This window comes from Faecalibacterium sp. IP-1-18, assembly GCF_023347355.1.
GTDB lineage: Bacteria > Bacillota > Clostridia > Oscillospirales > Ruminococcaceae > Faecalibacterium > Faecalibacterium prausnitzii.
In genome coordinates this window covers 331,449-347,305 of record NZ_CP094472.1, presented here as the reverse complement: position 1 = coordinate 347,305, position 15,857 = coordinate 331,449, and the positions used below count along the sequence as shown (strand labels likewise).

15 protein-coding genes and 1 tRNA gene are annotated in these 15,857 nt (G+C 53.9%); 9 read left to right on the top strand and 7 right to left on the bottom strand.

Translation table 11 applies throughout. The features are described from left to right. Positions 1 to 11: 11 nt before the first annotated feature. Both MTP43_RS01675 and MTP43_RS01670 read left to right on the top strand, forming a co-directional pair. Complete coding sequence (locus MTP43_RS01675) at positions 12 to 1,796, top strand: ABC transporter ATP-binding protein (RefSeq protein WP_249235015.1); 1,785 nt, start codon at positions 12 to 14, stop codon at positions 1,794 to 1,796. Continuing rightward, positions 1,797 to 3,545: an ABC transporter ATP-binding protein gene (locus MTP43_RS01670; RefSeq protein WP_249235014.1), complete on the top strand. Its 1,749-nt coding sequence runs from the start codon at positions 1,797 to 1,799 to the stop codon at positions 3,543 to 3,545. A 112-nt stretch (positions 3,546 to 3,657) separates the two neighbouring features. On the opposite strand, the gene MTP43_RS01665 is transcribed toward MTP43_RS01670, so the two are convergent. Continuing rightward, complete coding sequence (locus MTP43_RS01665) at positions 3,658 to 3,987, bottom strand: helix-turn-helix domain-containing protein (RefSeq protein WP_020990050.1); 330 nt, start codon at positions 3,985 to 3,987, stop codon at positions 3,658 to 3,660. 373 nt (positions 3,988 to 4,360) lie between these two features. Between MTP43_RS01665 and MTP43_RS01660 the strand changes: the two genes are divergently transcribed. The 4 genes from MTP43_RS01660 to MTP43_RS01645 all read left to right on the top strand — a co-directional run bounded on the left by MTP43_RS01660 (position 4,361) and on the right by MTP43_RS01645 (position 7,518). Next, on the top strand, positions 4,361 to 4,909 hold the full coding sequence (locus MTP43_RS01660; protein ID WP_249235013.1) for a sigma-70 family RNA polymerase sigma factor: 549 nt from the start codon (positions 4,361 to 4,363) through the stop codon (positions 4,907 to 4,909). Next, positions 4,902 to 5,144, top strand: a complete 243-nt coding sequence (locus MTP43_RS01655) for a helix-turn-helix domain-containing protein (protein WP_020990051.1) — start codon at positions 4,902 to 4,904, stop codon at positions 5,142 to 5,144. The genes MTP43_RS01660 and MTP43_RS01655 overlap by 8 nt, the downstream gene beginning before the upstream one ends. A gap of 311 nt (positions 5,145 to 5,455) precedes the next feature. Beyond that, positions 5,456 to 5,710, top strand: a complete 255-nt coding sequence (locus MTP43_RS01650) for a hypothetical protein (RefSeq protein ID WP_442900579.1) — start codon at positions 5,456 to 5,458, stop codon at positions 5,708 to 5,710. A 98-nt stretch (positions 5,711 to 5,808) separates the two neighbouring features. After that, complete coding sequence (locus MTP43_RS01645; RefSeq protein ID WP_249235011.1) at positions 5,809 to 7,518, top strand: recombinase family protein; 1,710 nt, start codon at positions 5,809 to 5,811, stop codon at positions 7,516 to 7,518. A gap of 57 nt (positions 7,519 to 7,575) precedes the next feature. Here the strand turns inward: MTP43_RS01645 and MTP43_RS01640 are convergent. Beyond that, positions 7,576 to 7,662: transfer RNA gene (locus tag MTP43_RS01640), tRNA-Leu, on the bottom strand. A 398-nt stretch (positions 7,663 to 8,060) separates the two neighbouring features. On the opposite strand from MTP43_RS01640, the gene MTP43_RS01635 reads away from it, so the two are divergent. After that, positions 8,061 to 8,438 carry a DUF3592 domain-containing protein gene (locus MTP43_RS01635; protein WP_005922835.1) on the top strand — a complete coding sequence of 126 codons (378 nt, stop codon included), beginning with the start codon at positions 8,061 to 8,063 and terminating at the stop codon, positions 8,436 to 8,438. A gap of 16 nt (positions 8,439 to 8,454) precedes the next feature. Beyond that, the gene (locus MTP43_RS01630) at positions 8,455 to 9,408 is read left to right on the top strand and encodes a hypothetical protein (RefSeq protein ID WP_005922833.1); all 954 of its coding nucleotides are present in this window, start codon (positions 8,455 to 8,457) and stop codon (positions 9,406 to 9,408) included. A gap of 115 nt (positions 9,409 to 9,523) precedes the next feature. Here MTP43_RS01630 and MTP43_RS01625 read toward each other — a convergent pair whose 3' ends face one another. The 3 genes from MTP43_RS01625 to MTP43_RS01615 form a co-directional block, all read right to left on the bottom strand. Next, a complete protein-coding gene (locus tag MTP43_RS01625; RefSeq protein WP_015537280.1) occupies positions 9,524 to 10,186 on the bottom strand; it encodes a TVP38/TMEM64 family protein in 663 nt (220 codons plus the stop codon). A 109-nt stretch (positions 10,187 to 10,295) separates the two neighbouring features. Next, positions 10,296 to 11,288 carry a 3'-5' exonuclease gene (locus MTP43_RS01620; protein WP_097782948.1) on the bottom strand — a complete coding sequence of 331 codons (993 nt, stop codon included), beginning with the start codon at positions 11,286 to 11,288 and terminating at the stop codon, positions 10,296 to 10,298. Positions 11,289 to 11,295: 7 nt separating this feature from the next. Next, the gene (locus MTP43_RS01615) at positions 11,296 to 12,117 is read right to left on the bottom strand and encodes a Cof-type HAD-IIB family hydrolase (protein ID WP_005922828.1); all 822 of its coding nucleotides are present in this window, start codon (positions 12,115 to 12,117) and stop codon (positions 11,296 to 11,298) included. Positions 12,118 to 12,426: 309 nt separating this feature from the next. Between MTP43_RS01615 and MTP43_RS01610 the strand changes: the two genes are divergently transcribed. Then, a complete protein-coding gene (locus tag MTP43_RS01610) occupies positions 12,427 to 13,974 on the top strand; it encodes an alkaline phosphatase (RefSeq protein WP_044960210.1) in 1,548 nt (515 codons plus the stop codon). 139 nt (positions 13,975 to 14,113) lie between these two features. Here MTP43_RS01610 and mscL read toward each other — a convergent pair whose 3' ends face one another. Both mscL and MTP43_RS01600 read right to left on the bottom strand, forming a co-directional pair. Next, entirely contained in the window at positions 14,114 to 14,563 is a 450-nt protein-coding gene (gene mscL / locus MTP43_RS01605; protein WP_005922823.1) for a large conductance mechanosensitive channel protein MscL, read from the bottom strand. 201 nt (positions 14,564 to 14,764) lie between these two features. Then, positions 14,765 to 15,793, bottom strand: coding sequence for a hypothetical protein (locus MTP43_RS01600; RefSeq protein WP_113620724.1), 1,029 nt, complete (start codon positions 15,791 to 15,793; stop codon positions 14,765 to 14,767). Between the last annotated feature and the right edge of the window lie 64 nt (positions 15,794 to 15,857).

Genomic DNA, 15,857 nt, shown 5'->3' with positions numbered 1-15,857 from the left:
AGGTTGGACTTATGTTCCAAAAAGTATTTGAATATGCCGGACCTCATAAAAAAGGACTCTATGTTGCAACAGCCATCGTGCTGGTCAGTGTTCTGCTGGGTGTTTTTCCCTTTGTGCTGGCATATCAGGTAATTGCACCGCTGGTCATGGGGGAGGCAATCACTGCTTCCTTTATCATCCAGCATGTCATACTGGTCTTGGTATGTCTAGTGCTGCAAGCTCTTTTCTATGGCTGGGGCCTGAATCTCTCTCATAAAGCAGCTTATGACACGCTGCTCCGTCTGCGGACGGCTCTGCAAAAACGGTTTGAAAAACTGCCGCTGGGTGTTATTCAGGACAAAGGCACTGGCACCGTGAAAAAGCTGTTCGTGGACGATGTAGACAGTCTGGAAGTTCTGCTGGCACACTCTATGCCGGAGGGCATCGCCAACCTGATGGTTCCCATTGCAGTTTATGTGGCAATGTTCTTTGTAGACTGGAAGCTGGCACTGTTATCTTTGGCATCCATTCCGCTTAGCTTAGTTGCCATGATGACGATGTATTCCGTTGGTATGAAGAAAATGGGACCTTACTATATGGCCGGGCAAAAGATGAACAATACCATTATTGAGTACATCAACGGTATGGAAGTCGTCAAGGTTTTCAATAAAGACGCAGATTCTTACGAACGGTTCCGCAAAGATATATCAGATTATCGGAACTATACACTGGCATGGTATAGGGCGGCATGGCCGTGGATGGCGATTTACAGCAGCCTGCTTCCTTGTACCATCATCCTGACCCTGCCTGTGGGTGCATGGTTTGTCCTCTGCGGCTGGTCGGCTCTGCCCAATTTGATTTTGGTGCTGTGTCTTTCTTTGAGTATCGGTATGCCGCTGCTGAAATCTCTTGGCTTTCTGCCAACCATGCCCCAGCTCAACTATAAAATCTCCGCATTGGAGCAGGTGTTGGATGCGCCGGAACTTCAGCAGACGAATGATAGATTCCATGGAATAGATGACACCGTTACTTACGACCATGTTTCTTTCGCTTACCAGACAACACAGCCCGGCCCGGATGGAAAGCCTGCGGTGATTGAGGATGAAGTTCTCCATGATATTTCCTTTACGGCAAAGGCTGGACAAAAAACTGCTCTTGTCGGTGAATCTGGCTCCGGCAAGAGTACCTTGGCAAAACTGCTGATTCACTATTATGACCCGCAAAAGGGCAGCATTTCCATCGGCGGACAGAAACTTTGCGATATGAGCCTTGAAGCATTGAACAGTCGTATCTCCTATGTGGCGCAGGATCAGTATTTGTTTAATACTTCTCTGCTGGAAAACATCCGGCTCGGTCGGTTGACTGCAACGGATGAAGAAGTAATAGAGGCCGCAAAGAAAGCTCAGTGCATGGAGTTCATTGAAAAACTTCCGCAGGGCATTCACTCCATGGCAGGCGATGCCGGAAAAATGCTCTCCGGCGGTCAGCGTCAGCGTATTTCTCTGGCGCGAGCAATCTTAAAGGATGCCCCTATTGTAGTTCTTGATGAAGCAACAGCCTATGCTGACCCCGAAAATGAAGAAAAGATGGAAGCAGCCATTGCAGAACTTGTAAAAGGCAAGACCCTCGTGGTGATTGCTCACAAACTGCCCGCCATTATGAATGCCGATCAAATTTGTGTCATCGACCACGGAAAATTGGTAGCAGCGGGTAAGCATCAGGATTTGATTCGCTCCTGCCCTGAATATCAGAAATTGTGGAAAGCCGCACAGGACAGTGCCGAATGGAAAGTACACACTGCAAAGGAGGGAGCCTAAATGTTTGCGATGTTTTCAAGAATTTTGAAACTATCCGGCCGTTATAAAGGCCGGATTCAAGGTGCATTCGTTTGTGCGTTTTTGGAATCCATTTTGTCAAAAATGCCAATCGTTCTTGCCTTTGTAGTTTTAAGCCGCTTTGCAGCTGACACACTGACCAGCCAGACTTGCCTTTATATCGGCCTTGGACTTGCCACAGCAGTGTTGGTGCAAATGCTTGTTCATTACCTCAGCGACAGCCTGCAAAGTGCCGCAGGATATTTGATGTTTGCGGATAAACGCATGGAACTGGGCAGCCATCTGCGGAAACTTCCGATGGGCTATTTTACTTCCGGCAACATTGGCAAAATCAGCTCTGTTCTTAGCACGGATATGGTATTCATTGAAGAAGTCGCTATGAGTACGCTGGGCAACATGATGGGCTATCTGCTGTCCTCCTTGATTCTGCTGGTATTCATGTTTTATTTGAACGTACAGCTTGGTTTGATTGCTGCCGCCGTCACGGTTCTGGCATGGCTGGTGTCAAAAGGAATGAACAAGGTTTCCCTGCGGGAAGCCGCAGAGCGGCAGGAGCAGAGCGAACGGCTGACCGATGCGGTGCTATCCTTTGTGGAGGGCATTGGCGTCATCAAGAGCTACAACCTGCTGGGCGAAAAATCAGAAGAACTGACTGACAATTTCCAGCGTTCCAGAAACACCTCCCTTGCTTTTGAGCAGAAAATGACACCATGGACAATGAGTCTGAATATCCTTTACGGCATTGGTATTGCGGCGATTTTCGGCTTGTCGATTGTATTGGAACAGCGCGGTGCACTTCCGCTGGCCTATGTGCTTGGTGTTCTGCTGTTTGTGTTTGACCTCTTTGGACCGCTGAAAGCTCTTTATGGGGAAGCATCTCGCCTTACCGTTATGAATGCAGCTCTCGACCGCATTGAATCAGTCCTGAATGAGCCTGAACTTCCCGACACGGGCAAGCAGCATCTTCCTGCACAGGCACAGCCGGGACAGCCAGAAGTTCAGTTTAACGAGGTTGTATTTGCTTATCAGGACAAAGAAGTTCTGCATCATATCAGCTTTGACATGAAGAAAGATTCTATGACTGCTTTAGTCGGACCTTCTGGCAGCGGAAAGTCTACTATTGCCAATTTGCTGGCTCGGCTTTGGGATGTAAAATCTGGCAGCATAATAATAAGAGGTATGGACATTCGGAACGTGCCTTTGGCAGAGCTGATGGAGCAGATCAGCATGGTATTCCAGCGAGTGTACTTATTCCAAGATACCATTTACAACAATATCAGCATAGGTAAACCGGACGCCACAGAGGAAGAAGTCTATGCAGCTGCTAAGAAGGCCCGCTGCTATGATTTCATCATGGCGTTGCCTGATGGATTCCAGACCGTAGTTGGTGAAGGCGGTGCTACACTCTCCGGCGGTGAAAAGCAGCGCATCTCGATTGCACGCTGCATCTTGAAAGATGCCCCTATCATCATTTTGGATGAAGCTACCGCAAGCGTAGATACTGATAACGAAAGCTATATTCAGGAGGCCATCTCGGAACTGGTAAAGGGCAAGACACTTCTCGTAATCGCCCACCGTCTGAATACTATCCAGAATGCCGATCAGATTTTGGTCATTGACAACGGCCAGATTGCACAGCAGGGCACGCACGAAGAACTTTTGAAGCAGCCCGGCATTTATCAGGAGTTTGTCAACATCCGAAAGAATGCGGCTGGATGGAGCCTTGCTTAACAAAATTCAGCGTATGCGATGCGGAGGTTCCATTGTGCGTATATCATAATCCGTCCGCATAGAAACAAACAGGTAAAAAATAACGCGGCCGAGATTGATATATCCGACCGCGTTATTCGTCTTTTTGAAATGCTTCCGCCTGTTTGCAAAGCGCAATATATTTTTCAATTTCCGCCTCGCTTTTCCCGGCAAAGAAGTCTACAACTGTTTTTGAAACCGTCTGATTTACCATGTCTGGAAAAATGGCAGCATCCACGCTGATATTTAACTCTTTGGCGACAAGAGCCACCGTTTCAAATTTGGGGTTACTCTGGCAGGTTTCCAAATCTATGATTGTACGGGCGTTCATATTGAGCCGTTCAGCCAATTTTCTCTGTGTCAAATGCTGCCGCTTACGTTCTGACCGCACTTTCCATGCAAACAAGTCAAGAGGATTGTTCACTATACATCACCTCTACCTCATTGTAGGGTGTGCTATCGCTCATATAAATAACCATACAACTCACATTATGTGAGTTATAGCTCACAATTTGAAGCAAAGAGCTATATGGACAAGAGTATCAAAATAAAGGAGCGCAAAATAAAATGGGGCTTACCGCCCACTCGAAAAGCCCTAACACCAATTAAAAAAATATTCAAATAACATAGGGGCGAGCCATACTCATAGAAGTGAGTTGTGGCTCGCTTTTTATATACTTCAATTCACATCCGATAAAGCCCCGCATTTTTACAACCTACGATTGGGTATCGGATGCCGTTCTCCGCCTCGTTTTGCTCCGGCCTATAAACCCGAACAGAACGAAAGGAACAATTCTATGAACGGCAAAAAATTTTTTCAGATAGATCCAGAAAACCGGCCAAACCGGACCGTTAGTGAACGAGTAGTGAGCGAAAGGGGAAGAAAAGAGCTGCCTCCCAGCACGAGGGGAGGTGAAAACTTGAAACCAAACCGCTACTACGAACACAAGCAGCACGCCTTTGACAGCTACTGCAAAAAGGTGTTGAAATGCGAGGCATGTAACGGCTATCGGCAGATCAGCCGTCATCAAAAACGTTTTGCATCTTTGGAAGAACTGTCCGAGGCAGATGTGGCCCAGCTTGCAGTTTACGATCGTTACTCATGGGAGTATACGGCTTTTCCCGTGGGAAATGCTGTTGTGCTAATCGAGAACGACCGATTGGCCACAGCACTTCTACGGCTGTCACCAAAAGACCGGGAAATTTTTATGATGCACTGGTTTCTATGGATGACAGACGAACAGATAGCAAAGTGCATGGGCATGGCCAGAAGAACGGTCAATACTCGCAGGTATAAAGCCTATCGGCTGCTGAAAAAGCTGATGGGAGGTGAAGCGGATGACTAAATCTGCGCACACACGGGCATCGCTGCTTCCTTACCCGATAATCGCTGCCGCTGTTGCAGGAGACGCCGAAGCAGTGAGCCGGGTAGTCCGGCATTATTCTAGCTACATTGCTGCACTGTCAACTCGGACGAGCTATGGCTCTGACGGCTATCCTCGTCTGCAAGTTGATGAAGAACTGCGCAATCGTCTGGAAGCAAAACTGATAATTGCTATCCTTGATTTTGACTTGACCTGATTCAACGTAGGCATCGTGTGCTGTTCCCCTTTCCATACGATGCCTTTTCTAGTTCTTTGACAAAGAAAGCCCGCAGGACAATGGCGGTGCATCATAGGGCAAACGGATACGTTGCTGTCTGTATCGAGCCGGACGGCGGGTGCGCCACGATGCTTTTCTTTGAAAAGTGGAGCGATCACCACCACGCCGCAATGCAAGTGCGGCTGCTTGCGGGCCATGACATACAGACAGGCTGATACTCCCTTACCGTCAAAGTCCGAGCGTTCAGAGCGTCGCAGGCAATGAGTAGGGCTGCATGAGGAATGCATGGGGTGAGATTCCCGTGGGCTGCTGCCAGCAGCCATCCGTTGGCTCATTTTTTGATTTTTAAGAAAGGGGATTTTACGATGCAAGCGAAAAAGACAAACCCTGAAAAAACAAAAAATCCAGAGGTACTTACTCTGGATTCAACTTATCGTATTGGCAATCGCTCCTTTATCGTTGAGCCGGTGTTCAAAGAAGAAAGTTCCCAGACCTTAGGAGAAGTTCTTCTCCGGCTGATGAAATCCGAAAGCAAAAAATTATAATGCCCTTTCGGGAGGCAGCGGACAGAGAAAGCGGATTGTGTTATAATATAGGTGTACAAGTGAATTTGCTATTCGACTGTCCCAAGAAAGGAGCGAGTATGAAACAGTCGAGTAACAAGAAATCCCGTGAAGCAACCGCTTTTCTCTATGAGCGTCTTTCCCGTGATGATAATTTGGAGGGCGAGAGTTACAGCATCGGCAACCAAAAGAAACTGCTCACCAAAGTTGCAAAGGAAAAAGGCTATACCAATCTGGTTCACTTTCTGGATGATGGCATTTCCGGCGTGACCATGAACCGTCCCGGTTTCGTTGAAATGATGCAGCAGCTTGAACAAGGAAAAGCCTCTGCTGTGTTCGTCAAAGACCTTTCCCGTCTGGGCCGAAACTATATCGAGGTCGGGCGGCTGACAGAAGAATTTTTCCCAGACCATGACATCCGACTTGTTGCCGTTTCGGACAACATCGACACGGCCGAGGGAGAAAACGAACTGGCACCCATCCGAAACCTGTTCAATGAGTGGTATGCCCGTGACATCAGCAAGAAACGCCGTATCAGTAATAAAATCAAAGGCAACTCCGGCGAACCGATGGGACTTCCTCCCTATGGATATATCAAGGACCCGAACAATCCCAAGCATTGGGTCATTGATGAAGAAGCTGCACAAGTTGTCCGGCGCATTTTTGATATGACGTTGGAGGGCTTTGGCACAGAACAGATTGCCACCCAGTTTGAAAAGGAAGGCATCCTGACGCCGCAGACCTACTGGATTCAGAAAGGCATCGGCCGTCCCGGAAAGACCAAGACGCGCCCCGCTACCAAGTGGAATGGCTCCACGATTACCCATCTTCTGTACCAGCAGGAGTATTGTGGTGATGTTCTGAACTTCAAAACCTACTCCAAGTCCTACAAGAATAAGAAGCGGATTCATAACGACCCGGAAAATTGGGTAGTGTTCCAAAATGTTCACGAGCCAATTATTGAGCGAGCCGTGTTTGAACAGGTACAGCAGAAACGCGGAAAAATGCGCAAACGCCGTACCAGCAACGGAGAACACAATATGTTCTCTGGCTTGCTTGTCTGCGCAGACTGCGGCTGCAATCTGCATTTCCACTTCAATCAGGGCAACCCGGAAATCAAGTATTTCAACTGCTCCAACTACAAAGGCAACCGTGGCACCTGCCAATCCACCCACTACATCCGGGTAGACTTTCTGGAAGAAGTGGTGCTGGGCGAGATTCGGCGGCTGACCAAGTTTGCCAGCCTCTATGAGGACGACTTTTTGAAGGCTGTTATCGGGCACTCCCAGCAGGCAGACGAAGCCGACCGCAAGCTGAAAGAGAAAGAGTTGAAAGCACTCCTTGCCCGTGATGAAGAACTGGACGGCCTCTTTGAGCGCATCTATGAGGACAATGTTTCCGGCAAGATCTCTGATGAACGCTTTTCCAGAATGTCCCGGAGATATGAGGACGAGCAAAAGGAGCTGACCGAGAAAATCAAACAGCTCCGCTCCGAAATCGAAAAGCAGAGCAGCCGAACTATGACAACGGATATGTTTATCAGTCTGGTTCGCAAGTACACCAGAGCAAAAAAGCTGACACCCCGGATGCTGAATGAACTGGTTGAAAAAATCGAAGTGTTCAATGCAGAAAAGGTCAACGGTGTATGGGAGCAGCGGCTCCGCATTCACTACAACTGCGTGGGCACCATCGAGATTCCAAGCGCACTTCCTTTGCCGACACCGGATGTGTCGGTGAATACAAGAAAAGGCGTAGTTGTGAACTACGCCCCCTGTGATGTCGCTATTTAGCAAATAAAAAAATGACGAATGTTCTTTGACAGCTAAATGCTGTAAAAACATTCGTCATGGTGCGGATAAGAGGACTTGAACCTCCACCGAGTTGCCCCGATTAGAACCTGAATCTAACGCGTCTGCCAATTCCGCCATATCCGCATATTCTGTTGTGTTCCTGCGCCGTGGCGCCGGGAACGATAGTTATTATACCAGATACAAAGGAAATGTCAAGGCTTAATTTCAAAATTATTCGACAAATTTTTGCGGCAAAGTTGGTGCACTCTGGATAGCGGCTGTGGGGCGCTTTTTAGGGCAGATTATGGTACAATAAACGATAGACAGTACCGCACAATTCCCGCCTGACGGCTTAAGCACCGTTCCGGCGGCTGCGGCACGGCATCTGCGTTGCCAAAATGCTCGATAATACACAAAGTATTATCTGCGCTTTTGGCTTAGCATCTGCCGCACCTCGCGCGCCGTATCGGCACTTAGAATTATGCGGTACTGTCTATACGTCCGGGCACCGCCCGGCGATTACGGAAAAACGAGGGAAAACAATGCTGAATGTGATTATTTTTCTGGTGGGCGCGCTGATCATGTTTTACATGGCGCTGCGCAGCGTGCGGGCGCGGCAGCAGCTGCGCACCAAGGGCGTCTGCGTGCAGGCCACGGTAAGCGGCACGGTGCAGAGCCGGGACGGCGCTGCCTATGTGCTGGAGTTTACCACCGCAGGCGGCAGCCACCGGCTGCAATATCCCAAGCCCGCCAAGGGCAAGCCCTTTGCCGAGGGCAGCGTGGTCACCCTGTACTACGACCCGGATGCCCCGGAGAAGATGTTCGTAGAGGGCGACAAGTCCGTGCTGGGTGCTGAGCTGCTGTACGCTGGCATCGGCGTGGCGCTGCTGGTGCTGATGGTCGGCATCATGAACCGCTGAGAAGGAGGGACACCGCATGAAACTGGAACATTTCGGCATGGCTGAGCCGGGGGACTGCCGGTTGGTATTCACGGCAAGCGCGGAGGAGCTGACCGCTGCGCTGGCAAAGGAGCAGGCCGCCCCGGACGCCCCGCAGGACGAGGAAGAACTGCTGACGGCAGCGGTAAACCGCACCATTCTGGAGGGCTTTGACCCTCTTTACCGGCAGCTGGTGCAGGAGCAGAAGCTTGTACCGGTGACCGACCCAGATTTTGAGCTGCTGGCGGTCAACAAGGCCGAGGGCTTCCGGGCGGGAGCACAGTTCTACACCCTGCCACCGCTGGAGCTGGGACAGGACACCGGCTTTGTGCAGCCTATCGAGCCCCACCCGCTGCGCCGGTTGACCATTGAACTGGAGATCAACCGCAACTACGGCGATGAAGAACGCGCCGCCGATGCCGCAGGCAAGGCCGCGCTGCGCGACCGGGTGACCCGGGAGCTCTACGCAAAGCGCTGCGCACAGGCCAAGGACCGGGCTGAAAAGGAGCTGGTCTGGCAGCTGGGCGATGAGGTGACCGGCCCGGTGCCAAAGCGGCTGGAAGCGGGCAACTACTTTGCCGAGCAGCGGCAGTTCAATCTGAGCTTGCAGGCAAACGGTATCAACTTTGACCAGTTCTTGGCCGTGCGCGGGCAGACGGTGGAGCAGTTCCGGCAGTGGCTGCACCAGCAGGCAGAGCGCAAGCTGCGCAGCTGGCTGGGGCTTTTGCTGGTGGCCGAGCGGGAGGGCTTACAGCCCACCGAAGCCGAGGTGAACGCTGCTCTTGCGCACTGGGACGAGAAGCTGGACGGAGAGCGCACCTTCCCGGCGAACGACACCCGCAAGGTGCGCCAGCGCCTTGCCCGGGCAAAGGCTGCGGCCTTTGTAGTGGCGCATTCCACCCTCACCCCACCGCCGTCCGAACCCCTTGTACAGGAACCGGAAGCAAAATAAAAATCATGTAATCTATGCCATGGCGGGCAGTCTGCGGGCTGCCCGCCGTGGCATTTTTTGCAAAAAGGGACAGCGGCGCACCCGCAGGTGTTCCGCTGTCCCGAACAGTATCGTGTTATTCCAGATGATGCTTCCGGCAGAACCTTTTGCTCACCCAGTACATCCCGCCCCACAGCAGGACTGCGAGCACAAGGTAGACCGGGTTTTTCAGAGAGCTGACCAGCGACTGCCCAAAGACAGCCATCATGGCCACCATCAGACCCTTGCCCAAAAGGACAGCGCGCAGGTAGCGCTTTTCGTCAAAGTCCGACATCCCGAAGGCAAAGTGCATGAAGGAGGTGGGGGTGAAGGGCAGCAGCGACAGCATGAACAGGGACGAGGTATCGAAGCGGTTCACCCACTGCTGTGCCTTTTCCAGCTTGGGGGAGCGGCTGGCTACCTTCCAGAAAAAGCGCTTGATGAGCCGCCGCCAGAATAAAAACATGATGATGCCGCCCAGCGCCACGCCTGCCCAGCTGTACAAAAAGCCCAGCAGACCGCCGTGTGCGGCTACGTTCAGTGCTACAATGGCGATCAGCGGCAGCGGCGGAAAAAAGGACTCTACCATCGCCAGCAAAATGGGCACAAGGGGGCCAAGCCCCTCAAAGCCCGCCAGCAGCGCCTCCCAGTATTCCAGTGTTCCAAGCTGGTGCACCCAGCCCATCAGTGCGGTTTGCATCCTGTGTCCGATCCCTTTCTGTGCAGCGGTGCCGGGACGTTCCCGGGCAGGCTGCATCATGCTTAGTATATCCATTCTCTATGACAGAGCCATGAACAGAGTGTGCATTTTTCGACACGCTTCAGGCTCTGCTACCAATACTACGAGATGAAAAGGGATTTTCCTGCCTTTATTTTTCCGCAGCCTGCTTTTCAGCCTTGGCGCGCATCCGCTCCAGCTGGGCGGTGCGCAGTTTTTCCCAGCGGGCAAGGCTTTCGGCGTCCGGCATCTGGGCGCAGCGGGCAAAGCTCCAGTGCAGGCCGTCCCGGCGGGACAGCTTGTACCGCTGGAACACGCCCTGCCCGGCGGCGTTGCTGCTGCCGGTGCAGCTGGGGCACTGACACAGGGTATACCAGCTGTTGCTGCCCTTTTTCAGCCAAATCTCGTCCGGCTGCAGGGTGGTGCCGCACTCCGGGCAGGGCATCTGGCTGATCTTGGGGTCAGCCCGCCATGCGTACTGCTCCACATAGCCGTGGAACACCGTAAAGTCCCGGTAGTCACCGGGGGTCTGGCACAGGCTCTGGCGCAGCGCCTCGTCCTCGGTGGGGTAGGCGGCAAGACCGGCGCGCAGATCCAGCAGACGGCAGACATCGGCGGTGTACAGCGTGTCCGAAAGTGCATCGTGGAAGGGGCGTTCCATGGGGACGCCCATGCGGGTGACCACGCTTTCCAGCGTCATGCCCTCGCCCTCCTTGCGGGGATGCTCCCGCAGAAAGACCTGCTGCAGGTCATACCAGACGGTGGGCCTGGACTCGTCCAGATTGCACAGGAACAAATTCTGCTTGAGCACCGGCACGTCATCCAGACCCCACTCGGCAAACTCGGCATCCGGGCCGCACCACTGCATAAAGCGGCGCAGTCCCTGCACGATGGGCTCGCCCCTGTCCAGATCGGCCTGCGTCAGGCCGGTCACCTTGGCGATATGGTGCTGCAATTTGCGGAAGATGCGGGGACGCAGATGGATGGAAAAGGTGTCCAGCACATTGGCATCCTCGTCGATCTTTACGGCGCCGATCTCCACGATCTCGCCCCGCAGGGTCTGCTGCACCCCATGGTAGTTAAAGGTATACGGCTGGTAGCCGATGTTCCATTCCAGATCAAATAAAACCAAGTTACGCGGCATTGCTTTGTTAGTCCTCTCGTAAAATAAACTTCTCCACGGCCTCGGCCACGCCGTCGTGGTTGTTGTCGGCGGTGGTCACATAGTCGGCGCAGTCCTTTACCGGCTGCTCGGCGTTCTGCATGGCCACGCCCACCCCGGCGTAGGCGATCATGGAGCGGTCGTTCAGGCCGTCGCCGCAGGCCATCAGGTTCTCGCGGGTCAACCCCATGCGGCGCAGAAGTTCCGCCAGACTGCCGTCCTTGGCTACGCCCAGCGGCACCGCCTCGATAAAGAAGGGGCTGGAGGGGTACAGGTCGGCGCGGCCTGCAAACTGCTGCTGCCCGGCGGCGCACACCGCGTCCCGGCGGGCGGGATCCAGCGTGATGAGCATCTTGCACACGGGGTAGTTCACATAGGACGCCAGATCATCCACATGGATCATGGGCAGCTTGGTGGTAAAGCACTCCTTGTTGGCCCACTCGTCCTTGTCCCGCTCACAGACGATGCCCTCGCGGTTATAGGTCAGGATGGCAATATCCTGCGCGGCGGCAAAGGCGCACAGCTCGGGCACAAGGGCGGGGTCCAGCGTTTTTTCCACCAGCGTTTCGCCGGTGCGGCAGTCCACGATCTTGCCGCCGTTGTAGGACAGGATACAGCCGCCCTTTTTGTCCAACCCCAGCTCCTCAGCCAGCGGCTGGATGCCGGCGGTGGGCCGGCCGGACGCCAGCACGATGGTCACACCTTTTTCAATGGCGGCGTCCAGCGCGGCGCGGGTGCGCGGGGTGACGAGTTTCTGGTCGTTGGTCAGGGTGCCATCCAGATCCAGCGCCAGCACTTTGATATCAGACATATTTAAAAGATCCTCTCAATATAGAAGTATATCTCAGCTTGCTCTTTCTATTGTACAATGAAAAGCCCCCTGCTTGCAACCCTTGCGGGGCGGTTCGGCGCAAAAAGTGCCTCGGCGGCGGGCGTTACAGGCAGATTTTACCTGTTTTGCCCGCATTTTACACCGCCGCTCTTCCGTGCGCCAAAGGTTTACCTAAGTGTTACACGGGGCTGGTTTCGCCGCTGCGGGCGGTGCGCTACAATACAGGTGTTCCCACAAGAAATAGTAGAACCGCCCCAAGCCGGGCTGAAAAAAGAGAGGATATCTGTTATGAAGAATGCGAAAATTTCCCGCCGCAGCTTCCTGAAAGCCGGTGCCGTGGCATCGGCAGTGGGCATGCTGTCGGCTGCCCCCGTAGCCGTTCACGCCGCCGAGGCCGATGCTTCTGCCGCAGCAGACGAAGAGAACGGTCTGCTGGACGTGTTCAAAAAGCCCAAGTACGTTTTCCTGTTCATCGGTGACGGCATGGGCACTGCCCAGATCCAGTCCGCACGCTTTTACAAGGGCACTGTGGACAACAACGGCGCTGTGACCGAGGCTGACCTGAGCTTTACCAGCTTTCCGCAGGTGGGCAGCGTGACCACCTACGACAGCACCTCTTTCTGCCCGGACTCCGCTTCCACTGCCACCTCCATCGCCACCGGCCACAAGACCGAGAGCGGCGTCATCAATATGTGCCCGTGGACCCGCGATGTGCCCTACGAGACCATCGCCGAAAAGCTGCACGCCCAGAAGGGCTATAAGGTGGGCGTCATCTCCACCGTGAACATCGACCACGCCACCCCTGCTGCCTTCTATGCCCACCAGAAGACACGCAAGAACTACTACCAGATCGGCGTGGAGCTGGCAAACTCCGGCTTTGAGTACTTTGCTGGCGGCGAGTTCCAGAAGGTGAACGGCGACGGCGCCGGCCCCGACAACCATACCGTGGCTGCCAACGCAGGTTACAACGTGGTCACTACCCAGGCCGGTGCAGCGGCTCTGACCGCCGGTGCAGGCAAGACCCTGATCATTGCCGAGAATCTGGGCGATGGCAAGGCCATGAACTACGCCATGGACGCTGCCAACGGCGAGTGGCAGCTGACCGACTACGTCAAGAAGGGCATCGAGCTGCTGAACAACAAGAAGGGCTTCTTCCTGATGACCGAGTCCGGCAAGATCGACTGGGCCTGCCACGCCAACGATGCCGCTGCTTCCATCCACGATGTGCTGGAGATGAGCAACGCGGTGCAGGCTGCGGTGGACTTCTACAACGCCCACCCCAATGAGACTTTGATCCTTGTCACCGCCGACCATGAGACCGGCGGCATGGCCATCGGCTACAAAACCACCAACTACGACACCTTCCTGACCAATCTGGCACACCAGAAGATGTCCTACGCAAAGTTTGATTCCACCTATGTGCAGGGCTACATTGCCAACAAGACTCCCTTTGAGACTGCCATGCAGGATGTGAAGAACGTCTTTGGCCTGACCCTGCCCACCGACCCCGCTGCCGCCAGCGCAGGCAAGCTGCTGCTGACCGACTATGAGGTGGAGAACCTGCGCAAGGCCTACGAGCGCACCCTGCAGGTGGGTTCCTCCAGCCAGAGCAAGATGAGCCAGCAGGATTACGAGCTGTACGGCACCTACATCCCCTTCAGCATGGCTGTCTGCCACACCATCAACCACAAGTCAGGTATGGACCACACCACCTACGCCCACACCGGTGCCATGGTCAACGTGTACGCCATGGGTGTCGGTGCCGAGAAGTTCGGCGGTGTATACGACAACACCGAGATCTACCACAAGCTGGCTGAGCTGACCAAGGTTCAGTAAGAGCGCCTGATTTTCCCACCTCACTTCCTGCTTCACTTTTCCACAGCCAAGCCTCAAAATGTGCAAAACCCTTCCTGCCGCAAGCGCAAAGACTGCGCCCGGCAGGGAGGGTTTTGTTGTAATGTCAATGCTGAATGCTTCAGGCCTTCATTTCGGGAAAGCCCTCCAGCTTGGAGGTGCAGTGGGGGCAGCGCACAGCCTTGATGGAAATCTCACTCTGGCAGTAGGGGCACACCTTGGTGGTGGGCTCCTCCGGCTCGGCGGGCGCTTCGGGCTTTTTGTGCAGGGAGTTGACAAACTTGATCACAACGAACAGCACAAAGGCAACGATGAGGAAGTTGATGATGGAGTTGACGAACTCGCCGATCTTGATGCTGGAGCCGCCCAGTCCGATGACCACATCGGAAAAATCTGCCTTGAAGAACAGGCCGATCAGCGGGTTGATGATGTCCTCCACCAACGCGGTGACGATGGCGGTGAAGGCACCGCCGATGACAACGCCCACTGCCATGTCCAGCACGTTGCCGCGCATGGCAAATGCCTTGAACTCTTCAAGGAACTTTTTGATGCCGCTTTTTTTCTCCTCCATAGATAAACCGCTCCTTCTTGTTCCCTTTTTTTACCGCAAGGGGTTCTTTTATTTTTATAATAGCGTATTGTGCGGCGATTTGCAAGAGTAAAGCAGCCCCTTTTATAGAAAACAAAAAGCAGCCTCTCCCGTGAAAAAACGATCCCGGAAAGTCCGCAGACTTTCCGGGATCGTCCTATTCAAAAATAGTTTTCCGCTGATTTATGCTGCGGGCTGCTCTGCGGCAGCAGGCTGCGGGTCAGCAGTCACCGTAATGGTGCGGCTGATGCTGCCGCAGGAGTAGTTGCCCCCCGCCTTGGCGGTCTGGGTGTAGGTGCCGGGCTCGGTGGGCACGCCGCTCATTTTGCTGCTGAACCACAGGAAGGTCTTTTTCTTGTAGGTGTAGCTCACCTTGCCGTTTTCAGCCACCTGTCCGTCCGAGATCACCTTGGCGGTCAGATCAGCGTTTTGCAGCTGGGAGACGGTCATGCTGGCCGGGGCATCGGCTGCCCAGCTCAGGCTGACGTTTTCGGTCTTGGGCTTGATCTTGAACATGGCAAACCCGGCGGCGTTGATATCGCTGCTTTCCAGCGCAATGGCACCGGCAAAGTACTTGCCGCTGTCCTTGGGCTGCTCGTCCAGATAGATGCGGCTCAGCGCACCCTCGGGCAGATACTTGCGGATCAGGCTCAGCGCCAGCTTCATGCCGTTGGAAACATTCTTCACCGTGGTCAGGTAGCTGGCCGGGACAAAGAAGCTGACGGTGTCCATCACCGACACTACTTCGTCCGCCACCCGCAGCAGCACGCTGACATCGTTGCCGTCGATCAGCTGCTTGAGGTAGCTGTATACGTTGAATTCCTCGGCCTGGTCCGGGGTCTGGGACATCTTTTTGGGCAGGGGGATCAGCTTGAGCAGGGTGCGCAGCTTATCCGAGATCATCAGGGTCACATAGCCGTAGGCTTCGCCGCTGGTGCCCAGCACCACAGCGATATACTGGGTGTTTTCGGGCCGGGTCTCCACCTCCAGCTTATAATCGGAGCCGTAGACAAGGTTGCCGGTCGCCCGGATGCGGATGTTGACGATATCATTTTCATCCTCTGCCGCGCTCAGCGCTGCGGCATCGGGCAGTTCCTCGCTGACAACAGCGGTGCTTTCCGGCTGCTGCGTTGCAGCTAAAGCAGGCATCGCCAGTACACCAAGCATCATGCTGACCGCAAGCAGGAGCGAGATCCATCGTTTGGCCTTCATACGAAAACCTCCTTTGTTGTTTGGTATCATACTCACATTTTACCGCAAAATAATCCTATGGTCA